Source organism: Bythopirellula polymerisocia, from assembly GCF_007860015.1.
Taxonomy (GTDB): domain Bacteria; phylum Planctomycetota; class Planctomycetia; order Pirellulales; family Lacipirellulaceae; genus Bythopirellula; species Bythopirellula polymerisocia.
The window spans coordinates 444,888-469,379 of the sequence record NZ_SJPS01000001.1; the positions used below are offsets into that span (position 1 = coordinate 444,888).

Annotated in this window: 22 protein-coding genes and 1 tRNA gene; 18 read left to right on the forward strand and 5 right to left on the reverse strand. The window is 54.2% G+C overall.

Translation table 11 applies throughout. The annotated features are described in order from the left end of the window. Nucleotides 1–103 precede the first annotated feature (103 nt). The 10 genes from Pla144_RS01810 (at nt 104) to sdhB (ending at nt 13,822) form a co-directional block, all read left to right on the forward strand. The gene (locus Pla144_RS01810; RefSeq protein WP_146447609.1) at nt 104–2,617 is read left to right on the forward strand and encodes an arylsulfatase; all 2,514 of its coding nucleotides are present in this window, start codon (nt 104–106) and stop codon (nt 2,615–2,617) included. Nucleotides 2,618–2,705: 88 nt separating this feature from the next. Beyond that, a complete protein-coding gene (locus Pla144_RS01815) occupies nt 2,706–3,371 on the forward strand; it encodes a potassium channel family protein (RefSeq protein ID WP_146447610.1) in 666 nt (221 codons plus the stop codon). Nucleotides 3,372–3,585: 214 nt separating this feature from the next. Next, nucleotides 3,586–5,958, forward strand: coding sequence for an ABC transporter permease (locus Pla144_RS01820; protein ID WP_197530319.1), 2,373 nt, complete (start codon nt 3,586–3,588; stop codon nt 5,956–5,958). A 117-nt stretch (nt 5,959–6,075) separates the two neighbouring features. After that, nucleotides 6,076–7,299, forward strand: coding sequence for an efflux RND transporter periplasmic adaptor subunit (locus Pla144_RS01825; protein WP_146447611.1), 1,224 nt, complete (start codon nt 6,076–6,078; stop codon nt 7,297–7,299). Between the two features lie 107 nt (nt 7,300–7,406). Further along, nucleotides 7,407–7,901, forward strand: coding sequence for a 5-(carboxyamino)imidazole ribonucleotide mutase (gene purE / locus Pla144_RS01830; protein ID WP_146447612.1), 495 nt, complete (start codon nt 7,407–7,409; stop codon nt 7,899–7,901). A 60-nt stretch (nt 7,902–7,961) separates the two neighbouring features. Beyond that, entirely contained in the window at nt 7,962–9,119 is a 1,158-nt protein-coding gene (locus Pla144_RS01835) for a 5-(carboxyamino)imidazole ribonucleotide synthase (protein WP_146447613.1), read from the forward strand. A gap of 183 nt (nt 9,120–9,302) precedes the next feature. Then, nucleotides 9,303–9,776 (forward strand): hypothetical protein, encoded by a 474-nt coding sequence (locus tag Pla144_RS01840; RefSeq protein WP_146447614.1) that lies wholly within the window; start codon nt 9,303–9,305, stop codon nt 9,774–9,776. Between the two features lie 191 nt (nt 9,777–9,967). Continuing rightward, complete coding sequence (locus tag Pla144_RS01845) at nt 9,968–10,813, forward strand: succinate dehydrogenase cytochrome b558 subunit (protein ID WP_231936123.1); 846 nt, start codon at nt 9,968–9,970, stop codon at nt 10,811–10,813. Nucleotides 10,814–10,859: 46 nt separating this feature from the next. Next, on the forward strand, nt 10,860–12,875 hold the full coding sequence (gene sdhA, locus Pla144_RS01850) for a succinate dehydrogenase flavoprotein subunit (protein WP_146447616.1): 2,016 nt from the start codon (nt 10,860–10,862) through the stop codon (nt 12,873–12,875). A 92-nt stretch (nt 12,876–12,967) separates the two neighbouring features. Continuing rightward, nucleotides 12,968–13,822 (forward strand): succinate dehydrogenase iron-sulfur subunit, encoded by an 855-nt coding sequence (gene sdhB, locus Pla144_RS01855; protein ID WP_146447617.1) that lies wholly within the window; start codon nt 12,968–12,970, stop codon nt 13,820–13,822. A gap of 10 nt (nt 13,823–13,832) precedes the next feature. Here sdhB and Pla144_RS01860 read toward each other — a convergent pair whose 3' ends face one another. The 4 genes from Pla144_RS01860 to Pla144_RS01875 form a co-directional block, all read right to left on the reverse strand. Continuing rightward, on the reverse strand, nt 13,833–15,134 hold the full coding sequence (locus Pla144_RS01860; protein WP_197530320.1) for a YbaY family lipoprotein: 1,302 nt from the start codon (nt 15,132–15,134) through the stop codon (nt 13,833–13,835). Nucleotides 15,135–15,209: 75 nt separating this feature from the next. Beyond that, on the reverse strand, nt 15,210–16,208 hold the full coding sequence (locus Pla144_RS01865; RefSeq protein WP_146447619.1) for a PstS family phosphate ABC transporter substrate-binding protein: 999 nt from the start codon (nt 16,206–16,208) through the stop codon (nt 15,210–15,212). A 134-nt stretch (nt 16,209–16,342) separates the two neighbouring features. Continuing rightward, on the reverse strand, nt 16,343–17,350 hold the full coding sequence (locus Pla144_RS01870; protein WP_146447620.1) for a YhdH/YhfP family quinone oxidoreductase: 1,008 nt from the start codon (nt 17,348–17,350) through the stop codon (nt 16,343–16,345). Nucleotides 17,351–17,352: 2 nt separating this feature from the next. After that, a complete protein-coding gene (locus Pla144_RS01875; protein WP_146447621.1) occupies nt 17,353–17,718 on the reverse strand; it encodes a 4a-hydroxytetrahydrobiopterin dehydratase in 366 nt (121 codons plus the stop codon). Between the two features lie 118 nt (nt 17,719–17,836). On the opposite strand from Pla144_RS01875, the gene Pla144_RS01880 reads away from it, so the two are divergent. From Pla144_RS01880 to Pla144_RS01895, 4 genes are all read left to right on the forward strand, one after another. Next, entirely contained in the window at nt 17,837–18,055 is a 219-nt protein-coding gene (locus Pla144_RS01880; protein ID WP_146447622.1) for a SlyX family protein, read from the forward strand. 274 nt (nt 18,056–18,329) lie between these two features. Further along, on the forward strand, nt 18,330–18,650 hold the full coding sequence (locus Pla144_RS01885; protein ID WP_146447623.1) for a co-chaperone GroES: 321 nt from the start codon (nt 18,330–18,332) through the stop codon (nt 18,648–18,650). Nucleotides 18,651–18,740: 90 nt separating this feature from the next. Beyond that, nucleotides 18,741–20,360, forward strand: coding sequence for a chaperonin GroEL (groL, locus tag Pla144_RS01890; protein ID WP_146447624.1), 1,620 nt, complete (start codon nt 18,741–18,743; stop codon nt 20,358–20,360). Between the two features lie 197 nt (nt 20,361–20,557). Beyond that, nucleotides 20,558–20,929: a DUF4345 family protein gene (locus Pla144_RS01895; protein WP_146447625.1), complete on the forward strand. Its 372-nt coding sequence runs from the start codon at nt 20,558–20,560 to the stop codon at nt 20,927–20,929. Nucleotides 20,930–21,134: 205 nt separating this feature from the next. On the opposite strand, the gene Pla144_RS01900 is transcribed toward Pla144_RS01895, so the two are convergent. Beyond that, nucleotides 21,135–22,043 carry a CHAD domain-containing protein gene (locus Pla144_RS01900; protein WP_146447626.1) on the reverse strand — a complete coding sequence of 303 codons (909 nt, stop codon included), beginning with the start codon at nt 22,041–22,043 and terminating at the stop codon, nt 21,135–21,137. Between the two features lie 171 nt (nt 22,044–22,214). Here Pla144_RS01900 and Pla144_RS01905 point away from each other — a divergent pair, with 171 nt between their 5' ends. From Pla144_RS01905 to Pla144_RS01920, 4 genes are all read left to right on the forward strand, one after another. Further along, the gene (locus Pla144_RS01905; protein WP_146447627.1) at nt 22,215–23,276 is read left to right on the forward strand and encodes a serine/threonine protein kinase; all 1,062 of its coding nucleotides are present in this window, start codon (nt 22,215–22,217) and stop codon (nt 23,274–23,276) included. Nucleotides 23,277–23,456: 180 nt separating this feature from the next. Beyond that, a complete protein-coding gene (locus Pla144_RS01910; RefSeq protein ID WP_146447628.1) occupies nt 23,457–24,056 on the forward strand; it encodes a DUF6677 family protein in 600 nt (199 codons plus the stop codon). Beyond that, nucleotides 24,049–24,297 carry a hypothetical protein gene (locus tag Pla144_RS01915; protein WP_231936124.1) on the forward strand — a complete coding sequence of 83 codons (249 nt, stop codon included), beginning with the start codon at nt 24,049–24,051 and terminating at the stop codon, nt 24,295–24,297. Before Pla144_RS01910 ends, Pla144_RS01915 begins: the two co-directional genes overlap by 8 nt. A 112-nt stretch (nt 24,298–24,409) precedes the next feature. After that, a tRNA-Arg gene (locus tag Pla144_RS01920) sits at nt 24,410–24,483 on the forward strand. Nucleotides 24,484–24,492: the final 9 nt, after the last annotated feature.

Sequence of the window (24,492 nt, forward strand, 5' to 3'; positions counted from 1 at the left end):
TCATCTGTGAATAAGTATTCTTACTAGTGTTCATTCTGCAAAAAACATCGCCTGTCAAACTATGATCGTTGATTCCCCGAAGAATTATCGAAAGGAAGAAACCATGAGTCTCAAAAAACAAAAAATCTCGTATGGGATTCTCACAGCTTTATTATTGGTGTTTACTGCCTCAACACATGCCCAAGAGGTCACAGGCACTCTTGGTTCCCCCAGTGCTACCACGACAATCAGTGGCAAGCAGCTGCCGGCACCGGATCCGAAGTTTAGTGGCGTAATAAAGAAAAACGCCGCCGAATCCAAGGCGTGGTGGGCACCGCGTGTGGTTCCTCCCAAGAGTGCACCGAATGTTCTGCTGATCATGACCGATGACGTGGGCTACGGTGCCCCGAGTACTTTCGGAGGAGTAATTCCTACACCGGCACTCGACCGCATTGCCAAGGCGGGCTTGCGATACACTTGCATGAACTCCACCTCGCTTTGTTCGCCGACTCGGGCTGCACTCATCACTGGCCGCAACCACCACTCGGCAGGCTTTGGAGTGATCTCTGAGCAATCCACCGGCTTTCCTGGCTACAACAGCATCATCGCCAAGGACAAAGCGACGATCGGGCGAATTCTCCAGGACAATGGATTCTCAACCTCATGGTTCGGCAAGGACCACAACACACCAACGTTCTCTGCCAGCCAAGTCGGGCCATTTGACCAATGGCCAATCGGGATGGGCTTCGAATACTTCTATGGATTCGTCGGCGGTGACACGAGCCAATGGCAACCGAATTTGTTCCGCAACACGACCGCCATTTACCCTTACATTGGCAAATCCGAATGGAATCTAACGACGGCCATGGCCGACGATGCCATCGAGTGGCTCAACATGCTCAACCAGATCGATCCCGAAAAACCATTTTTCTGTTATTACGTTCCAGGCGGTACCCATGCTCCTCATCATGCGACACCAGAATGGATCAAGAAGATCACCGACATGCACTTGTTCGACGAAGGTTGGAATAAGTTGCGCGAGACAATCTACGCCAACCAAAAGAAACTCGGTGTGATTCCCCAGGATGCCAAGATGACACCTTGGCCCGAGGAATTGCTCAAAGAGTGGGATCAACTCTCGGCCGACGACAAGAAAATGTTCATCCGGCAGGTCAATGTCTATGCCGCCTATCTCGCCTATACCGATCATGAGATCGGCCGCGTGGTACAAGCAGTCGAAGACATGGGCAAGCTGGACAATACGATAATCATTTACATTAGTGGGGACAATGGCGGCAGCGTCGAAGGCACGCTGATCGGCACACCCAACGAAGTGGCCTCCTTCAACGGGGTCGATGTCCCCGTCGAATTACAGCTGAAAGAGTTCTATGATGTGTGGGGTAGCGACGAAACCTACAACCACATGGCGGTTCCCTGGTCCTGGGCATTTGATACCCCCTTTAGTTGGTCCAAGCAGATCGCGTCACATTTCGGCGGCGTGCGACAGGGGATGTGTGTCTCCTGGCCGGGGCACATTGATGACGAAGGCGGCATTCGCCATCAGTTTCATCATGTGATCGACGTTGTGCCGACGCTCCTGGAGGTCTGCAACATTCCAGCCCCCGAGGAAGTCGACGGCATCAAGCAGGCCCCGATCGAAGGCGTCAGTTTCGCGTACACGTTCAAGAATGAGAATGTCGACGCACCTTCCACGCATAAGACTCAATACTTTGAGATGATGGGTGACCATGCTATCTACCACGAAGGGTGGATCGCCAGCACCAAAGTAATTCGTCCACCGTGGGAAATCGTGGGGCCAGTCAATCAAGATCCTTTTGGCAATGTCACCTGGGAACTTTACGATCTCACCAAGGACTGGACCCAATCCAATGACGTAGCAGCCACGAATCCTGAAAAACTGGAGGAAATGAAACAGCTTTTCCTACAGGAAGCAGAGAAGTATCAGGTACTCCCGCTGGATGCCTCGGTAGCTACTCGACTTGTAGCGCCGCGTCCGAATATCACGGCAGGTAGAACGGAGTTCGTTTATACGTCTCCCTTGACCGGAATTCCCCAAGGGGATTCCCCCTTGATCCTCAATACTTCGTATACCATCACCGCTGAAGTGGAGATTCCTAAGGAAAATGCAGAGGGAGTTCTACTCACCTCCGGTGGGCGGTTTGGCGGCTATGGATTTTACGTGCTAAAAGGGAAGCCCGTCTTCTTGTGGAATTTGGTTGATCTCAAGCGTCCGCGGTGGGAAGCTGCCGAGGCATTGTCGCCGGGTAAGCACACCCTGGAATTTGATTTCAAATACGATGGTCTCGGTGCCGGGACGCTCGCCTTCAACAGCATGAGTGGCATCGGCCGATCTGGAACGGGAGTGCTCAAAGTCGACGGCCAAGCCGTCGCAACCCAGAAGATGGAGCATACCATTCCACTCATTCTCCAGTGGGACGAGACTTTTGATATTGGTTCCGATACGGGCACCCCCGTGGACGACAGCGATTATCAGATTCCATTCAAGTTTAGTGGGAAGCTCAACAAGTTGACTCTCACGATGGACAAGCCCCATCTCACTCCCGAGGATATGAAGAAGCTCGAAGCGGCCCAGCGGAACAACAAGAGTAGCGAGTAAACGAACCAGATCGCTAAATCTTGCCGTGAATCCACGTCACGTACTGTCCCAGCGGTAGGGTGTCGCTCCACAATACGGGAATGCAAAGATGCCTTACGAAGGTCGTTATCGGCTGTCGGTCGCTCATTTGCTTGTCGCGTTGGTGGCGATGTTTGTCGTCCAACCGTTTGTCGATCATATGGCCTATGGCTATCTGGTTGCATCGGTCTTTTTCACCATAGTTTTATTGGTAGCGGTGAACGCCGTTGGAGGTCAGCGTCGATCTCAAATTGCGGCTGCCCTTTTGGCTGCCCCGGCAGTAGGTGCGAGTTGGCTCCAGCATGTGTGGCCCGACTCATTGCTCAACGATTTCTATTTTTTCTTCTCTATCGTGTTTATTATCTATGTCATTGTGCATCTATTTCGCTTTGTCGTCTTTGCACCCTCAGTCAATGACGAAGTTTTGTGTGCTTCCATTGCAATCTATTTATTATTGGCCGTCGCATGGGCTCTGCTCTACACACTGCTTGCCCTGTGGGATCCAGGAGCAATCATTTTCACTGAAGCCGCCGATGCCCACTCCAAACTTGAAGGTTTCAAATCGCTCTATTTTAGCGTTCAAATCATCACCACGATTACCTTTGGCGATATCATGCCTATTTCCGACACGGCGCGAATGCTCGCGCTGGTAGAGGCCACCTTTGGCATGTTCTATTTGGCCATCCTCGTCTCTCGCTTGGTCGGTGCCTATACTGGGAGAAATGACTCGAACTGAGAATACCTATCCTCTTGTGGCGCCTGACAAGCGATATTCCTAGTCAATTGCTCTCTAGCCACAGAGAACACAGAGCATTCAGAGTGTGGAAGGCATTGGAGTCTCGGTGTTCTCTGTGGCTTTTTTTGTATTCGGACTTTATGAGAAGTGAGTAGGGTGGGCACTGCATAGCCTACTTATCATCACGCTGAGCCGTATCGGCTATACTAAACCCATGGCCGTCATTACCGCACTCGACCGTAAGGCGCTTCGAGATCTCTGGCACATGAAAGGCCAAGCCGTGGCGATTGCGCTGGTGATCGGTTGCGGTGTAGCGCTCTTTACTCTCTCGCGCAGTATGCTGCACTCGCTGGAACTGACGCAAGTTACGTACTACCAGCGATTCCATTTTGCCGAGGTTTTTGCTTCGCTCAAGCGGGCGCCCGACGCCCTGCGAGATCGCATTGCCGAGATTCCTGGCGTTGCGCGAGTTGAAACGCGGATCGTGGTGGGAGTGAATCTCTCGGTCCCCGGGCTTTCTGAACCAGCGACTGGTCGCATTATCTCGGTCCCCGATACTCGCGAATCACTACTGAACCAGCTTTACTTGCGGCGGGGCAGCATGCTTACCCCTGGTCGGGATGACCAGATTCTGGCGAGTGAAGCGTTCGCCGATGCGAATCTCCTGGAGGTGGGGGACTCGATCTCTGCGGTCATCAACGGCCGTTTGAAGAAACTTCGCATCGTCGGCATCGTGCTCTCGCCGGAGTATATCTACGAGATCAAGCCGGGCGATATCCTGCCCGACAACAAACACTTTGGCGTGCTGTGGATGAATCACGAAGCACTCTCTACGGCGTACAACTTGGAAGGGGCCTTTAATGACGTAACGATTTCGCTCATGCGCGGGGCATCATTGCCCGAAGTTCTGTTCCGGCTCGATGAGTTGATCAAACCTTATGGCGGGCTAGGCTCATATGGTCGCAAGGATCAGCCCTCGCACATGTTTCTCGACAATGAGATCGAACAGAACCGCCAGATGGGCCTGATCATGCCCACGGTGTTTTTAGGAGTGGCAGCATTTCTCTTGAATGTGGTGCTCACCCGCACGATCAACCTCCAGCGAGAACAAATCGCTGCACTCAAGGCTTTCGGCTACAACAACCTGGAAGTCGGTTGGCACTACATGAAGATCGTGCTGCTAATCGTGGGAGGTGGACTGGCTTTCGGGATTCCTTGCGGGGCATGGTTTGGCCAGGTGGTAACCGGTATGTATGCCAAGTTGTTTCACTTTCCCGAGTTCACTTACCACTTGACCTACGGCGTTGCGCTCACCGCGGCACTGGTTAGCGTTGTAGCCTCGGTCCTGGGTGCCTGGAGTTCCATCCGCAAAGCGGTGTCCCTGCCACCAGCCGAAGCAATGCGGCCTGAGCCACCCACGAGTTTCAAGCCCACCATTCTCGAGCGATTGAATCTAGGGCATCTCCTGCCTCCAGTGATGCGGATGATCCTTCGCCAGTTGGAGCGTCATCCCGTGAAGACGGGTTTATCAGTGTTTGCGATTTCATTGGCGGTGGCGATCATCGTGCTGGGCAATTTCATGGAAGACTCGGTCGACTATGTAATGGAGGCCCAATTCAATCGAGTTCAAAAATATGACATGTCGGTCGTCACCATAGAACCGGTATCAAGCAATGCGCTCTATGAAATCGCAAGCATGCCGGGGGTCATTCACAGTGAACCGACTCGCGGCGCCTCGACTCGGTTTCGGGCTGGTCCTAGAAGTCGCCGTGTCAGTATTCAAGGCTTGCCAGCCAATGGCACTTTGTTTGGTTTGATCGACATCGATGGCAACCAGATTTCGCTTCCACCGGATGGATTGGTCATTTCCAGAAAGCTCGGAGACATCCTCAACATCAAAGTAGGGGACATGGTTCAGGTAGAAGTACTCGAAGGGAAGCGACCCGTCAAAGACATACTGGTAGTCGGATCACTGCAGGACTTTTCCGGAGTGTCGGCCTACATGAATATTGATGCTCTGCATCGATTACTACGTGAAGGACCTGTCATCACCGGGGCAAACATGATCGTCGATGCCCGGTACGAGGATCAATTATTTCGCGAATTGAAGACCGTCCCAGCAATCGCGGGAGTGACAATGAAAGAGCATGCCATCGAGAGTTTCCAAAAAACGGTCGCCGAGAATTTGATGACCATGAAGGCGATCAATCTATTTTTCGCCTGTGTGATTGCTATCGGGGTGGTGTACAATAGCGCCCGAATTTCACTCTCAGAGAGAAGCCGAGAACTGGCCACGCTGCGTGTAATCGGCTTCACGCGGGGCGAGATTTCTGGCATCCTCCTGGGGGAACTAGCGATCATCACCCTGTTGGCGGTACCGCTTGGCTTGTGGATCGGATACAAAATTGCCGGTGGAGTGGTTGCCCTATTAGACTTGGAACTGTTCCGCTTCCCTTTGGTCATTGAACGCACCACTTATGGGTTGGCTGCAGGAGTGGTGATACTCGCTTCGGTAATATCGGGCCTATTGGTTCGTCGCAGACTGGACGAGTTGGATTTAATCGCCGTACTAAAATCACGAGAGTAATTGTAAGAAATGGAACACGGATGAACGCTAATTAAGCGGATTTTCGCAGATCGCTTTGATCCGCGACGATCCGTTAACTCTGTGTTTGTCCGCGTCTAATTTCTTCCTGCAAAACTTATGCGATCGAAATTCAGAAAATTCCTGCTCTACGCATTCGGTCTGGCCGTCTTGGCTGCGATTGCCTTTGGCTTGATACCCGAACCTGTGGAAGTTGATCTGGCACAGGCAGAACGAGGCGCAATTCGCGTGACCGTGGATCAGGATGGCAAGACTCGCATTCGCGAAAAGTATGTGGTCTCGGCTCCCCTGGCAGGGCGGGTACTACGGATCGATATGGACCCCGGTGACGAAGTCCGTGCCGGAGATACCTTGCTCGCCAACATTGAACCCCGCGACCCTGAACTCTTGGATGCTCGTACAGTTGCCCAGGCAGAGGCTCGCGTGAAAGCCGCCGAAGCGACACTTGAGAAAATGGAGCCGATGCTCGAGGAGGTCACCGCCAATCAACAATACGCCGACAGTGAACTTAAGCGTGTGCAAGATGCCCGATCTAATAGTCCTTCGGCAGTATCGGAGAGTGAGGTAGAGAGCCGCCTGCTGGCGTCACGGACTCAGAAGGCGCTCTTGCGCACGGCGTTACAAAACAAGGAGATCGCCCGATTTGAACTCGATCAGGCGCGGGCGGCCCTGATCCGATCACGTCCACCTTCAGAGAATCCCCCCTTGGCGGAGAACAATGGTTGGAACTTTCCGATTCGGTCGCCAATCGACGGTCGGGTGCTGCGAGTGTTTCAGCAAAGTAGCGCCGTCGTAAACGCCGGCACACCCCTGTTAGAGGTTGGAGATCCAACAGACCTGGAAGTCGAGATCGATGTGCTCTCACGCGACGCAGTGAAGGTGGAGCCGGGAGCTCTTGTTCTGTTGGAGCATTGGGGGGGCGATCGTGTGCTGCAGGGCCGTGTAAAAATTGTTGAACCTTCGGCGTTCACCAAGATCAGCACGCTTGGCGTCGAAGAGCAAAGGGTTAATGTGATTGTCAGCCTGGTCGATCCCCCACAGGATCGGACCGAACTCGGTGACGGGTTTCGAGTGGAGGCCCGGATCGTCGTTGCCGAGTCAGCGGATGTGTTAAAGGTTCCCACGAGTGCGCTCTTCCGGATAGGGGACCGCTGGGCCGTATTTCGTGCCGTGGACGGGGTCGCCCGTGAGCAAGTGGTAGAAATCGGCTTGGAAAACGGTCTCGAAGCGGAGATTCGCTCGGGACTTTCTCCAGGCGATTCCGTGATCGTACACCCTGGCGACGAAGTCGCCAACGGCACCACAATCCGTCAACGCAACTAACTCACGCCGACTGGTCGCTAAACGGACCATTCAAGTCCTGCGTTGACAAGCCATGTTGCCCCGTCGAAGATGAAGCTTTCTAGATCCGACCCAAAGAAACCACCGCAATGACCGAAACTCTTTCGCCTCTCGTAGGCGTCATCATGGGCAGCCGCAGCGATTGGGAAACGATGCGCGCCGCTGCCGAGGTGCTCACTGATTTCAGCGTTCCGCATGAATGCGAAATTGTCTCCGCCCATCGCACTCCCGAGTACATGGTGGAATACGCCAAGTCCGCCGAAGAGCGTGGCTTGGAAGTCCTAATCGCCGGCGCAGGCGGAGCGGCTCATCTGCCCGGGATGGTCGCCGGGCTCACGGTATTGCCGGTACTCGGTGTGCCCGTCGAGAGCCGTGCGCTCCAGGGGATGGATTCTCTGTTGTCGATTGTGCAGATGCCGGGAGGAGTACCCGTAGGAACCTTAGCTATTGGCACGGCCGGAGCCAAGAACGCTGGTTTGTTGGCTGTAAGGATTCTCGCAGGAAGCCGTCCTGAACTCCGCCAAGCGTTGCACAAATTCCATCAGGGACTTACCGATCACGTCCGTCAAGATAAGCTTCCGTGATTGACATCTTCAGCGATTGCCAGCTTCCGTGATGAACGAAGGCCCGGTATCCTAGTTGCCATGAAGGCTACTACTCCGCAAGAACACGTTCAGGCCCCCATTCTGCCTGGTTCTCCGTTGGGAGTGTTGGGCAGTGGTCAACTCGGCCGCATGTTTGCCATCGCTGCCGCCGAGCTTGGCTATCATGTTCATGTTTTTTCGCCTCGGGCCGACAGTCCCACCGGCCAGGTTGCCCATCGAGAGACAGTCGCCGAATACGACGACCTTGCAGCCCTTGAAGCGTTCGCTCGATCAGTCTCCGTGGTCACATTGGAATTCGAAAACATCCCTACGGTGGCGGTCGAGACAATTCAAAAGTTTGTTCCTGTCAGACCTTCTTTGGATGTGCTACATATCTCGCAACATCGGCTTAGGGAAAAGCAGTTCCTTACCAATGCGGGCATTGCCTGCGCCCCCTTCGCTGAAGTGAATTCCCGCGAACAATTAGTCTCTGCAATCGAGACAATTGGTCTACCTGCCGTTCTGAAGACGATACACGCCGGGTACGACGGGAAAGGGCAAATGCTGATTCGCAATTCAGATGACGCAACGACAGCATGGAATTTTGTTGGTCAACGGCCGGCTGCGCTAGAGGGCTGGATCGAATACCAACAAGAATTGTCCGTGCTCGTGGCCCGTTCCGTATCTGGCGAGATGACCACTTGCGGCCCAATTGCCAATGACCATGTGAATCATATATTAGACCTGTCCTATTTTCCCGCACCGGCACTCGCAAAAGTTGCCGATGCCGCAGAATCCATTGCCAAGAAAGTCGCAGAGCGTCTCAGTTTGGTCGGCATCGCCTGTGTAGAGATGTTTCTTACTAACGAAGGACAACTTCTGGTGAATGAGATTGCTCCTCGCCCTCACAACTCCGGGCACCTTACCATCGAGGCATGTGCTACTTCGCAATTCGAGCAGCAAGTGCGTGCCGTTTGTGGTCTTCCATTGGGCTCGATGCAGGCACGCTCTCCGGCGGCGATGGCAAATTTATTGGGAGATCTTTGGTCCGCAGGAGTGCCAAACTGGCACTCAGTACTCCTGGTCCCACAGGCTCACTTGCATCTTTATGGCAAGGCCGAGGCCAAAAAAGGGCGAAAAATGGGACATCTAACGGTGCTGGCAGAGCAATCCCAAACCGCTTCAGAAGCCGCACTTGCCCTACGCGCAGGTCTCTAAAACTGATACTAACCGGGATAATTAGGTAAAGTTAACTCCCTGAAATACGTCCAATTTTCACGGAGTATACGCTGCATCACTTTCTTCAGCTAACCGCGACTGTTAGAATAAGTAACTTGATCAGTCGTACACCGACTCTTTTTCATTGGTTCCCTCGTCCACATCAAACGGAGAAATAAGAGCATGAGTAAAATTTTGGCAATATTGTGCTTCGGCTTTCTAGCTGCGGCAGTTATGTCCGATCGTATGGATCTCAAGCTACTCGACTCGGACAGCTTCGCCCACTGCGGAAAATGCGGTGATGGCGATGCCGAAGACGATCACGAGCATGAAGGCGATGACGAAGAGTCGTTCGTTCACTGTGGCAAGTGTGGTGATGGCGATGCCGAAGATGACCACGAGCACGAAGGCGATGACGAAGAATCATTCGTCCATTGTGGCAAGTGTGGTGATGGCGATGCCGAAGATGATCACGAGCACGACGGCGATGACGAAGAGTCGTTCGTTCACTGTGGCAAGTGTGGTGATGGCGATGCCGAAGATGACCACGAGCACGAGGGCGATGACGAAGAATCATTCGTCCATTGTGGCAAGTGTGGTGATGGTGACGCCGAAGACGACCACGATCACGATGATGACGAGGAATCCTTCGTCTAATTTCGGGTTCAGCCGAATTTATTGCTGCGAATTCACAAATTACGCCAGCCCGCAGGTTGATTCCTGCGGGCTGTTTTTTTGAGTTCTCTCCCCGGCTTGTCAGTATGCGATGCTGTTCTATACTGAACACCTAATAGCGGGTTTCGGTGGCTCGCTGATCCCTGATGCCGGTAGGCTTTCGTGCAAAGGACATGACGCGCGTGCAAGATTCACCTCCTTCGTTCTTGGTTCGCCATGAGTTCTTGATCCGGCGACTGCATTCGCTCTCGGGACTGGTTCCTGTGGGCGCTTTCATGTGCGTCCACTTGCTGGTCAATGCTAGCGTTCTGGAGAGCCCCGCCGCATTTCAGAAAAATGTCTATCAGATCCACAGCCTCGGCTCCCTGCTCCCTGTGGTGGAATGGGTGTTTATTTTTATTCCCATTCTGTTTCATGCAATCATCGGTGTTGTGATCGTTATGGGTGGGATTCCCAACACGGGCAACTATCCCTATGCCGCCAACCGACGATATACCCTGCAGCGGGTAACGGGGATGATCGCGTTTGTGTTCATCGCGATCCATGTATTCCACATGCACGGATGGATTCATCAGGATACTTGGCTCGAAAAAGTGGTTCGTCCTCTCGGAGGCGCCGAATTTCACCCTTACAGTGCGGCGTCCTCGGCTGGGTTGGCCCTGCAAAGTTACGTCATGGTCGCCATCTATCTGATCGGGGTGCTGGCCTGTGTATTTCATCTCGCCAATGGAATCTGGACCATGGGAATCACCTGGGGAGTCTGGATCAGCCCCAAGGCACAAAAGCGGGCTTCGAATGTCTGCGCCATCTTTGGCCTACTTCTAGCCATCGTAGGTGTAGGGGCGTTGTTTGGAATGCGTGCCGATGGAGCAGGCGAGAGATTGATCGAAGCCCGACAGGTAGAGGATAAAATGTACGAACACAAGCTCGAATCGGGTGAGCTGAAGCCGAACGAACATAAGCGCGGTGGCGGAGAAGTGACCAAGAGTGAAGAAACGTCCCAAGTTTCGGTTGAATAATAGTTAAGTTCCAGGAAAGAGACGCATTCGTAATTAAGGTATTGGGATGGCAAAACAACGCGTCGTGGTTGTAGGTGGTGGACTGGCAGGTCTGGCAGCCACCATGAAATTGGCTGAGTTGGGCATTGCTGTAGACTGCATGAGCCTTACCCCTGTCAAACGCTCGCACAGCGTTTGCGCCCAGGGAGGCATCAATAGCGTCAATGAGCTTACGCGACAGCAAGGAGACACCGAATGGCTCCACCTGGATGATACAGTCTATGGAGGTGACTTTCTGCAACATCAGCCGCCCGTTAAGGAAATGGCCTACGCGGCCCCAGGAATCATCGACTTGATGGATCGACTCGGTGTCCCCTTCAATCGCACACCCGAGGGCTTTCGCGATCAACGGAGATTCGGCGGGACGCTCTTTAAGCGGACTTCTTTTGCGGGGGCGACAACCGGACAACAGTTACTCTATGCGCTCGATGAACAAGCCCGCCGTTGGCACAACGCTGGTGCTGTCGAGATGTACGAAGGCTGGGATTTCTTGAGTCCTGTGATCGACGAAGAAGGCCGTTGCCGTGGGGTGGTTGCGCAGAACCTTGTGACCATGGAAATTCGTTCCTTCCCTGCCGATGCTGTGATCCTGGCCACCGGCGGGTGCGGCTTGATCTATGGCCGCAGTACGATGTCCATGGCTTGCACTGGCAGCGCAGTGAGTCGCGCTGCTCAGGTGGGAGCAAAGTACGCCAATGCGGAGTTTATTCAGGTCCACCCAACCGCAATACCGGGTGCCGACAAACTACGGCTAATGAGCGAATCGGCCCGTGGCGAGGGAGGCCGTGTTTGGGTTCCCCGCAAGCCACATGACCCGCGTGATCCCAAGCAGATTCCCGAATCTGAACGTTACTATTTCCTCGAAGAGCGCTATCCCAAGTATGGCAACCTCGTTCCGCGCGACATTGCCACGCGCGAGATCTTTGACGTGTGTGTGAACGATGGACTAAGCGTCGATGCTGACCGACAATGTGTGTACTTGGATCTGACGCACATTTCACGCGAGGAATTGGATCGCAAGCTCGGTGGCATCCTTCACATCTACGAAAAGTTCCAGGGGGTCGACCCGCGGGAATACCCGATGAAGATCTTCCCCGCGGTGCATTACTCGATGGGAGGTCTGTGGGCTGACTACGAACGCGCCGCCGACGGCGGACTAACACTTGGTTCGCCCCGCAACCACCAGACGCATATCCCTGGACTCTTTGCCATTGGAGAGTGCGACTACCAATACCACGGGGCAAATCGCTTAGGTGCCAACTCGCTCTTGTCGTGTATCTTTACTGGGCTGATTGTCGCCCCTGGCATCGAGAACATGTTCAAGTCGCTCAAAGAGTCGGCCGGTGACGAAAAATTTGCCAGCCTACTTCGTGGCCAGCGAGCGGTTAAGCAATTGGAACACGATAACTTGCTCAAGCGCGAAGGTGGCCGTGAAAACCCTTACGTCATCCACCAGGAACTTGGCGACGTGATGACCAAGGCTGCCACCGTCGTGCGCAGGAACGACCAACTTACTGCTGCCATTGAAAAAGTAAATGAGTTGGCAGAGCGTGTCGAAAACTGCTCACTCTCCGACACAGGTAACTGGACGAATCAAAATGTGGTCTTTACCAAGGCACTGCGCGATATGTTCCCCGTCGCCAAAGCTATTCTCAAAGGAGCATTGGCCCGCGATGAATGTCGGGGGGCCCATTACAAACCGGCCTTCGACATGCCAGGTATCGATGCGACCGACCCCGCCGAAAAACGCCGTCAGGCCGAAGCTTGGTGCGATTCCTTTGACGAGAAGAATCGCAAGTGGCTCAAGACTACGATTGCCAGCATCGATAAGTCCGGCGAGCCGACGCTGAGTTATGAGGATGTCGACACTTCACTGATCCCGCCTCGCCCACGTCTCTACGGCCTTGTCGGAGCTGAGGTGATTGAACAAGTCTGGAAAGAGCGACAAGCTGAGAAAACACCGCAGTCAGATGGCCCCAATGGTGCGGCAACAAAGGCAGCGGTTGGTGCGGGGGTAGGGTAAGAGGAATTGATGATGCATGCCTATTTCTGCCAATAGTGTATATCATTGAAACACAACAAATCACATAATCTTAACTTTTAAGACAACCTACCATGATCGCTGACGCCACACCTGCCTCCAAGAAACCGTCTTCCTTCGAAGTCCGTGTCCTTCGCCAGGATGCCCCTGGGGAGCCCGGTTATTGGGAACGGCACCAGATTACCTATGAGCCGAATCTCAATGTAATCAGCGTCTTGCAAAAGATAGCTGCGCTATCTACCACTGCCGACGGCAAGAGCACCACCCCCGTGGCATGGGATTGCAATTGCCTGGAGGAAGTCTGCGGGGCATGTACGATGCTCGTCAATGGCCGCACTCGGCAGGCATGCTCGGCATTAGTAGATCGCCTCCTGGAAGATAATCCAGCGGGTATTGAGCTGCAGCCGATGAGCAAGTTTCCCGTATTGCGGGATTTAGTCGTCGATCGCACTCGGATGTATCGTGCCTTGGAGCGAGTCAAGGCCTGGATTCCTGTCGACGGCTATGGTGATCGTGGTGCCGGCCCTAAGGAATCGCAGGAAGGGCAAGAGGTCCGCTACCCACTCTCCGAGTGCATGACGTGTGGTTGCTGCGTGGAGGCCTGTCCACAGTTTGCAAAAGTGGAATTGTTCCAGCGGAGCGATGAGAGTGATGCCGAGTTTGCCGAGCGGAAGAACCGAGCCTACGACCAAGCATTCATCGGGGCCGCTGCCATCAGTCAAGCGATACTCTTCAACGAGCATCCCACCGGCCACATGAACGCCGACGAGCGGCTTGAAGCCCTGTCGGCCCCCGGTGGTTTGCAAGTCTGCGGCAACGCTCAGAACTGCGTGGCGGTTTGTCCAAAGAACATCCCACTCACAACGTCCATCGCCCGCGCCGGCCGGCAACTTACGGGATACATGTTCCGCAAGTTCTTTGATCGGTGATCAATAGTCGCTACAATCTTCCCGGTTGCCTTGCCTGAGCCGTTGCCGCTGAGGAGAGGAACTCTCGCGCCACTTCAGGTCGCAGGCGATTGTAATAGTTCAGTCGACTGAGCCACTGCTGGACTTCCTGCTGCGAAGGTTGGCGATTCGTTACGAGCAGGAACATGCGGCGGACGTACTCGGTGTCGTCGGCGTTCGACTGATAGTAGAACTCCGGAGTACTGAGGATTTGCAACTGGGCGTCGGACAAAGTTCCCCCCCGCGCTAAGTGGGCTTCCCACACATAGAGTTCCTGCGCACGCGGTTCGCGGCCCAGGTATTGGCGGAACCACTGGGAGATTTGATTCAGCTGATCCTGTCGATTAGGAATCGTCGTTCCGCCGGGGTAGGTGGTCGACTCGACCAGGAGCTGCACATTGTTACGAGGATTTGAGCCTAGGACAGGGATATCGCGCTGCATGCCATAGATTTCGCGACCTTGCGATTCGATGCTGGCATGAAGCTGGTAGTTACGACGCGTGTCGATCTGCGTGGGGTCGTAGTCGATCGTGAACTGAATCGGCACCGTGCGGATGCCGGTGATCGTTTGCTTTGCCAATGTGATCGGACGGATGTCGCTGCGTACGATCTCGCGCAATTCCACCGTCGCCACGGCATCTCTCGGAAGCGCCGCCGACCCACGGTAGGTGATCGTGCCGGTGATCGCTTCGCTGCGACCATCGAGCTTGATCGGCAAGTTCATCAGCCGCCCGTTGCGGTTATCCTGCACCAACACCCGAACCCAGCCATTAGCATCCGCGTGGCGTTCGAATTCCTGGCCGATGTCATACAGTACGCCGTTGACGTAGCCGACTTGGTAGCCGTGAGACGCAATGATGCGGTCGTTGACTTCCAGCCCGGCACGCTCTGCCGCCGAGCCGCGCACGACTTCGCGGATGACTACGCCCGTATCGGTATCTTCAGGATAAATGCCGAGCCGCCATTTCTGCGGGGCGGACTGACCGTAAGGGTTTGGATTGAACGAAGGATCCAACGGCCTCGCGATTCGAGGATCGAACGAAGGCTGTGTCGGATCGCTCCACTGTGGCAGTGAGGTGGCGCTCGCTCGATTGCGATCACGACTGGGGTCGATCGTGGTCGCCCCGTAGCCATTGGCAGGATCGTTATACGCGTTGGTCGAAGACTTGGCCCAGTCGGGAGCCGACTGAGTTTGGGCAGATGACCGACTGGTATCGACTGCGTTGGCCGAGTTGCCCACGAGCATCAGGAGTGCATAGCAACTAGCCCAGCAGAAGAGTGGCAGTTTTTTCATGGATATCCTTTCCCACATGAAATTGATTATTTTGGTTCAGAACAAGGAGAAATCTACTCAAGCCAGCCGTATCAATTAACGCGATAAACCCAATCCAACTGAATCGAGCGCCACGCGGGCTGGGCGGGCGGGAATTGCCTGATAACCGGCCTTCACTACGTCTTCCTGACCCAGTCGGCTGAATACATAGCGAATGAACTCGCGTTCGACCGGGGGAAGTTCTTTCTTCGGATCATGCTTCACCACCAATTGGAGGCGTCGAACCAAAGGATACATACCCATGTCGGCCTCAGGGGAATCGATGGCGACAAATTCCTGTCCCTCGGTAAAGGCTAGTGGCACGGTCTTCACATCGGAGGTCGCATATGACAAACCGCCGAAACCGATTCCACCCTGATCTTTGGCCACGGCGTTGACAATATCGATGTTCGACTTGTGCGAAACCATATCCTCGCGCATCTTTGAACCGAGCAGCACGGCTTCCTGGATAAAAACTTGCGAACCGGTGTCGAACGTGCGGCCATGCACGGTGACTGGCAGCTTGGCCCATTTGCCTGTGAGGCCCAACTGGCCCCAAGAGCGACACGGCTCTTTCGCTTGGCGTTTGCATTCGGCACCAAATGCGGCGTCGAGCTGAGCAAGCGTGAGCCCCTTTATCGGGTTATTCTTGTTGACATAGATAGCCGTACGTTCCAGGCAGGGGGTAAGTACCGTGGGAGAGTAACCGAGCGATTTGTTAAAGGACTCAACCTCTTCCTCGGAAATCGTTCGACTCAACAGCCCAATCTGAGTCTCCCCTTTCTCAACCGATTCAACCGCCTCGCGCGAGCCATTCACGTCGATTACAATTTTCACATCAGGATAGAACTCCGTGAAGCTATTGATCCACACACTTGCCACATGCGACATCGTATTGGAACCACCCAGCTTCAGCTCTCCGGAAAGCTTTTCTACCGGCCGATAATAGGGCAGATTCGGGTCCAACAGAGGAATCTCAGTTGTGGCGGCAAAAGTCTGCCCGCAAGTGGTTAGTGCCAGGGCGAGAACTGAGAACAACGTGGCAAAGTGGCGCATCTGCTAGCTCCTTCAGTGCAGTGTGATTAGATAACCTGGGTCGACTGCGTTTAGGACACGCAGCCGAGAGGCCAATGTAATTCGAATCGCTTTTCGAGGTAAAGACGAGAATCACCGTTGCTAGCAGACCCAGATCAATCCACAACCGGACGTACCAGAATCCGGCCATGATTTTTTCCAGCGAGCATAGCCTCGACTTCACTCGAAACCTGATTCAAAGACACCTCGCGGGCGAGCGGCTCCAACTGCTCAGCGACATTCCAGGCTCCAGAAAGCAGGTCCCAAATCTCCATCCTCGGCCCCCGCGGGCACTTGGCCGAATCGATCCCCGAGAGGGTGACGCCTCTTAGAATAAAGGGATAGACAGTGAGTGGCAGCGTGTCACCGCCGACTAATCCGCAGGCCGTCACACACCCCCGGTAGGCTGTGGAGCGGAGCAGGGTCGCAAGGGTGTTACCACCCACCGTGTCCACTGCGGCAGACCACTGGGAGGGGAGTAGCTGTTTATCACTGTGATCATCGACATCCTCACGTCCAATGATTCGCTGCGCGCCGAGCTTTAAGAGCAGATCCGTGTACTCCGGCTTACCCGTAACAGCAACAACCGTGTAGTCCAGCTTGGCCAACAATGCCACGGCAATGCTCCCTACACCACCGGTGGCACCTGTGACCACTACTTCACCTCGATCAGGTTCAATGCCGTGGTGCTGGATTGCATGCACACACTGCGCCGCCGTAAAACCCGCTGTGCCATAGATCATCGCCTCACGGGGAGAAAGCGTTTCTGGGCGGGGAACGACCCACGAGGCAGGAACGCGGACCTCAGCCGAGTAGCCTCCCCACGCACCGGAGCCAAAATTGTAGCCGGTTACCAAGACGGGATCGCCGACGGAAAATTCCTCTACTTCGGACTCAATAACCTTCCCCGCACAATCAATCCCAGGCACATGAGGGAGTTGTCTCACAACTCCTGGATGTGCGTGGCAAGCGAGCGCGTCTTTGTAGTTGAGAGACGAATACTCAACTTCGATTACAACATCGCCCGGAGGCAATTCTGAACGGGATAATTGTTCGATGGCAATAGTCGCTTCCGACTTGCCTTCACGCCGAACAACCAGAGCAGGAAATTTTTCGGTGGTCATAACTACTTGCTCGCTAATTCAATAGGAAGTTGGTCAATCTTGGCAGCCAAAATAAAATCGTTCTCCGATAGACCGCCGATCGCATGCGTCCACAACTCAACGGACACGTTGCGATAACCTTCGATATGCAAGTCGGGGTGATGACCATCCGCCTCAGCAACTTCGGCACATTTCTTGAAGAAATCCATGCCTGCCATGAAGTTCTTTACCTTCCAATCCTTGCGAATTCGTTGACCATCATGGGTCAGGTACCAGCCTTCATGATTGGCCAACTGGGCCTTGGCGTCGGCGGGAGAATAGGGATCGACACCCCCTTCGCAGGGAAGGCATTTTTTCTTTGTGAGTTGTTCTGCTGTTTGTGTGGACATGGCGCACCTCCTGTGGATGGTAGTTGTGGGATCTTGCAGTGAATTATCCCTTTACTGGGAGTGCCTCGTCAAATCGGCGCCCTTGTATGCCCGACTAAGCTAACTTAGGTTGATCTTCATGGCAGAAGATTCGCAACAAACGCCTACTCTGGTCGCACTTGAAGAGAAACTCACTTTCCAGCAGCGTCAATTCGACGAACTCAATAGCGTCGTGCTGAAGCAGCAGGCCGAATTGGATCGTCAGCGACGGGAGCTGGCGAACTTGGCGAGGATGCTCCAAGGTCTTATGGATCGCACTGGAGAGGACCTGCCCCACGAGAAGCCCCCACACTATTGATCCAATACCCAAATACGGTGCTGCCATTATGGCAGCACGGCGGCCATGCATATAGCGGGGAAATGGAGGCCTCGCCCAAAATGGCAGGTAAGGCCGAAGAGCAACAATTTCCGTAAAGCCATAACGAGTAAGTGCTTACATCAACTGAGTGATTTGGCGCGCTGGTTGCAATTGTCAGTCACACCCAACGGTGGCGTTCTGCGCCCAGTTTGTAGCCCCAAATTCAAACATCAACTTTCCAACTATTCAATTCACATTTCGGAGGACAACGCACATGGCAGCTACCGCCACCAAGAAAAAGAGCAAGGTCAACCTGCAACCCCTCGGCGACAAAGTCGTCGTCTCGCGCGACGAATCGCAGGAAGTCACCGTCGGTGGCATTTATCTCCCTGACAGCGCAAAGGACAAACCCTCGCGCGGTACGATCATCGCCATCGGCACTGGCAAGTTGCTCGATGACGGCACTCGCGGCGAAATGCAAGTTAAGAAAGGGGACCGCGTGCTGTTCACAAGCTATGCCCCTGAAACGATCTCGATCGACGACGAGGAGTACCTCCTCATGAGCGAAAGCGACATCCTCGCAGTGATCGACTGAATTTCAAACACGGACTGGTCGCTCAAGCGATCAGTCCAACTAACGACTAATACCTAACAACTAACGACTCCAAACAAAGGAACCCCTCCCATGGCCAAAATGATCGCCTTTGATCAAGAAGCCCGCGATGCAATGCGTCGCGGCGTCGGCAAACTGGCCCGCGCGGTCAAAATTACCCTCGGCCCCAAAGGCCGCAACGTCATCCTCCAAAAATCCTTCGGCTCCCCCACCGTCACCAAAGATGGTGTGACAGTCGCCAAGGAAATCGAACTTGAGGACACCTACGAAAACATGGGTGCCCAGATGGTCAAGGAAGTTGCCAGCAAAACCAGTGACGTCGCTGGCGACGGCACCACGACCGCAACAGTTCTCGCCGAAGCCATTTTCAACGAAGGCCTCAAGGCAGTCGTGGCCGGCGTAAATCCTGTGCAAATGAAGCAGGGCATCGAGAAAGCGGTCGAGGACATCACCGCCGAACTCAAGAAGATGGCCGTCAAGATCAAGACTTCCGAAGAAATGTCCCAGGTTGGCACAGTTGCCTCGAACGGGGATCGCGAAATCGGAGACATGCTCGCTAAGGCCATGGAGAAGGTCGGCAAGGATGGCGTCATCACCGTCGACGAAGGCAAGAGCCTCGCCACCGAAGTCGAGTGGGTCGAAGGCATGCAATTCGACCGTGGTTATCTTTCGCCGTACTTCGTGACTGACACTGCCAGCATGGAATGTGTGCTGGAGGATTGCTACGTGCTTGTTCACGAAAAGAAAATCACGAATGTCAAGGATCTCGTTCCCTGTCTTGAAGCCGTCGTCAATAGTGGCAAGCCATTGTTGATTGTCGCTGAAGACATCGAGGGAGAAGCACTCGCAACCCTAGTGATCAATCGCCTTCGGGGCACGTTCAATGTATGTGCCGTGAAAGCCCCTGGCTTTGGCGATCGTCGTAAGGCCATGCTCGAAGACATTGCCACCCTCACCGGTGGTCAGGCCATCTTCGAAGACCTGGGCATCAAGCTTGAAAGCATCGGCCTCAAGGAACTTGGCCGTGCCAAGAAGGTGATTGTCGGCAAGGACAACACCACGCTCATTGAAGGCGCTGGCAAGAGCGATGCGATCAAGGGACGTATCGAGCAGATCCGACGCGAGATTGACAACACTTCGAGCGACTACGACAAGGAAAAGCTCGAAGAGCGCCTGGCGAAACTCGCCGGTGGCGTGGCAAAGGTCAATGTCGGTGCCGCGACCGAGAGCGAAATGAAAGAAAAGAAGGCCCGTGTCGAAGACGCCCTGCATGCCACCCGTGCCGCAGTGGAAGAAGGCATTCTCCCTGGTGGTGGCGTTGCCATCTTACGGGCGAGCACTTCGGTGAAGCCTGGCGATATTAGCCACGACCAGAAAGTCGGCTACAACATTGTCCTACGTGCCTGCCGTGCCCCGCTCACAGCCATTGCTGCGAACGCTGGACAGGACGGCGGCATTGTCTGCGAGAAGGTCTCCGAGGCCAAGGGTAACAACGGCTACAACGCCGCCACCGATGTCTACGAAGACATGGTCAAGGCCGGAGTCATCGACCCCACGAAGGTCACCCGTACGGCCTTGCAAAATGCAGCGAGCGTTTCGACGTTGCTATTGACCTCAGACGCCCTGATCGCCGAGGCCCCCAAGAAGGACAAGAAGGCGGCGGCGGGACCAGGCATGGACGACATGTATTGAGTGAGGCGCGAGTCGTGAGGCGCCAGGCGCGAGTTAATTCACGCCAAGCGAGCCGGGTATAGTTCCCGACCCCGACCGACTCAACCTTAACTCAATAGCTTTGAAAACCCATCAACCCCGGCGGGAGAGCAATTCTCCCACCGGGGTTGTTTCATGAATCTGACTAGCGCCCAGCGCCTAACCACTAGCAACTCCCCATGACCCGCACCTATCTCGCCATCGTCGGCATCATCTATCTGCTACTCGCTCTCTGGTGTGCGTTGCAACCCACCAAGACCGCCGGCTCGATCGGCTTTGAACTCCGACCGGGTTCAGGCGAGAGTGAGTATTTTACTGTTTATGGTGGGTTGCAATTGGCTCTGGGACTGGTGTTTCTACTGCCAATGGTGCGACCGGAGTTTACGTCAGCTTCGCTGCTGGTTTGCCTATTAGTACACGCAAGCTTGGCAATCATGCGCACGCTTAGCCTGCTGCTTTTCAGCGGAGTCGCGAATCCTACCTGGTACTTCGCCGCCACAGAATGGATTCTATTCCTGGCGACGCTCGGGTTTTGGTGGAAGAACCGGTAAATACTCCTACCAAATGCTTGCCAGGGTCAATTTCTTTACGGAATTGGAGTCACTAGATCAGTTTCTATGGTGTCCGCCGTATTCGACGCACTACTCATGTTCAGCCAACTTCGTCATGCAAAAAACGCGGCCAACGTGACCAACGTAAACAACATGAAACGGCTGGAGGTCAAGTCAGCCCAGATCGGCGGCTTAGCGAATGGATTTACCCATCCAAGACCAGCTCATGCAGCGCCGCATCCAGCTTCGTAACCCGTTTCTCAGTCCACCATTTTGAGAACCGCTTGTTGAGCTGCATCGCCGCCTTATGCTCCGTAACGACGCGGCCTGCCAGTTCAGCTGCCAGTGCAGTTGGCTCCATAGAGGCGAGCCATGACTGAAATAACGCCTGAGCCGTAGCGTGATCGTTGATCTTACCCAGGCGATCTTGCAGGCTGGCAATCAGAGGATAAACCTCTTGCTTCAACTTTGTAGAAAATGCGGCATGGAATATCTCGATGGAATACCGCAATCGCTTGCCCGTGATCCGCATTTGGTGCAGTTCGGCAATTGTCGGATTGGGGAGATGAGCTAGCGGCAAGAAGGCATTACTAGCCACTCGCAAAGCGACCCGACCCAGATCTCGACAGTCAATCTCTCCATACGAATCACAATTCTCGGCCAGCGATCGCAAACATCTTTCGACGCTCTCAACTAACTTTCCCCGCGATGCCTTGGCTGCCACCTTTACTAATCTCTGCTGCGCGTCACGTCTTTCGCCCTCAAGTCGTTCGCAGGCGTGAGTCGTCACAGAATCATCGAAGGACTCGGAAGCAAATCGACCCAAGAGTACGTCTATGTCCCTAGCCGGTCCAGCAGCATCTCGAATTCTACTGAGCCATTTTTTCATGGCCTTGGGTTTAGTTGAAAACAGCGGTTCGAATGCCCTGAGTGCTGCCGAGGCACGGCGGCAGCCTACCCGAAGCTGATGCACATGCTCGACATCCTCAAGATAGTGGTGGGCAGCCAAGGGCAAGAGCGACTCGACAACGGCCATCCGCTCGGTCAGCACTTGCCGCGCGAATTCTCGTGCCGGCTGCTCCGGCGAACCCATTTCTGCCCATTTGATTCCCATATAGACAGCCTAATCCACGTGGGGAAGCGTAGCAAATAGAGCCGACACTTTCCCCGTCCGCCCCTCTCCCCCATGCCTTTTTCCTTCCATCTGTTGGGGAAGAACGAAAGTGTTGCTAGAATGCCAGTCATCAACAGGCGGCGTATTCATTAACAAGCGAGTGGGATTTCCATGATCTCTCAAGATGCCAAACGCAAAGAAAATGCCGCACCCTCCAATGCGGGCGAGCTAGTCGGCCCTTACTGGCTTGGACGCTGCCTAGGCCGAGGAGGTTTTGGTGCGGTCTTCGAAGGGACCCATCAAGAAACGGGTCAGCGAGTAGCCATCAAGCTTTTGCACGGAACAAAGGAGTTGGAACCAGAGGTTCAGAATCGCTTCGTCCGCGAGATTGCCCTGCTGAAGAAACTCGATCACGAAAATATCGTGCACGTGTTTGATGCCGGCCTCAACGAAGACAGCATCTACTGCGCGATGGAACTGGTCGAGTGCGGAAGTCTCAAAGAGGTTCTGATTGTGCGGGGCCGGCTTCCCTGGCGCGAAGCTGCTGAGGTCACCGTACAGGTTTCTCGGGCACTGAGTCATGCACATCAACGAGGCTGCATCCATCGAGATCTCAAGCCCGCTAATCTTTACCTTTCGGAAGATGGATTCGTGAAACTTGGTGACCTTGGTTTGGCACGCGATCTAAACGATTCACGACTCACAACCTCCGGACAGACCGTGGGTACTTGGCGCTACATGCCACCCGAGCAGATCACTGCCCAAGACGATATCGATGGTCGTTTGGATATCTACGCACTTGGTTGCATTGTGTTTGAAATGGTTGCGGGTCATGTTCCTTTCGATGGAGCAAATTTTGCGGAAATCTTTGATCAGCATCTAGAGAGTGCTCCTCCTCGATTGGATGTGATCGTGCCGGATTGCCCAAGCGAATTTGCTGACCTGGTCGACGCCATGCTTGAGAAGAAGCCAGAAAACCGCCCCAAGAATGCCCAGCAAGTTGCCGATACCTTAGAGCAATTGCTTTCAGGAACTTCCAACGCTTCTCGCCTGTACCAACTCGCTCAAGCCAAAGACGACCATGCCGGCGAGGCAGAAACCAGCAGCCCCAATCTTACTCAACGCCTTCAAAGTGGACCGATCGCCGATGCGAGAAAGCCTAACACACGAGTCCTGATTGGGATTGGGATTGTGTTTGCCATACTGGGGGCCATCGTGCTGGCACTCAGATAATTAAGCTACGAGCCAAGATTCCCCGTTGGTCGACGAATAACTTTTTGCATTGCTTTATTTCCGCTAATTCTTGTCTAGTTCTGACCTGGGTTTTCAGCGGCCCAATGCCTAGAATGGTGAGCTCATTTAATTATTTGTGCCACTCCCAATAGCCGTCAACATTCCCGAGTTTTGTTAGCAATGGCGAAGACACGCATACCAGATGCCGCTGGTTCTGACGCTCCTGAAGATGCGATTGTGATCGATCTAAAGAATCCTTGGATCGCCGGCCTCCTGGCTTGGGCGATTCCTGGTCTGGGCCACCTCTACCAAGGCCGCACGGGCAAGGGCCTGCTGTTTTTCATTTGCATCCTTGGCACATTCGCCTATGGTTTGTATCTCGGTGGCGGAAAGGTAGTCTACGCCGCCGTCCCCTGGGAGCAGCAATTTCGCTGGCAATACTTTTGCCAACTTGGTGTCGGCCTGCCAGCCACACCCATGCTGATTCAACGGCATCGGATGCTCAACAACGAGCCTCTGCTGTTCGGAAGCGAATTCATGGCACCTCCAAGAAATAAACCCGTCCCCTGGAAGGACGACTCTGGAAACATGACTCGCCAGCCCAACGAGTTAGCCAAATGGACTGTTCAATACCACCCACTTTTTGAAATCGGTACGGTCTACACAATGGTCGCAGGCCTGTTGAATGTGTTAGTAATCTGCGACGCAGCCGCCGGGCCGTTGATCATCAAACCGCATAAAAAAGGGGAAACTGCTCCCGAGCAGTCGAACAATGATTAACTTCGCCGTCCCATGCTGCTTTTCATCGGCTGCGCTAAAAATGTCGCTGGCACCTCTACTGGCAGTCATTAACTTGTGGTACGCAATTCCCTTAATCGTGAGCGTGAGCTTGGTTTGCGCAGCGACACGCCACGAAGAAATCACCCCCATCTTGAACCACGCAGTTCGATTTGGATTGTGGGTTCTTGTGTTCATGGCCGGGGTGATGGTCCTACTGACGATCATGGGCTGGCTAGCATAGCCAGGCTGTCAGAATCCAACCCTTGCCGATCGCTCATGTAGATGCCTTTTCTGCATAGTTCTCTGGCCGCTTGTCTCCGAACGAGTAAGAATCTATGCTGCTCAATAGACATGCGTCCGTAGCTCAATTGGATAGAGCACTGGTCTTCGGAACCAGGGGTTGGGGGTTCGAGTCCCTCCGGGCGTACTAGACGTA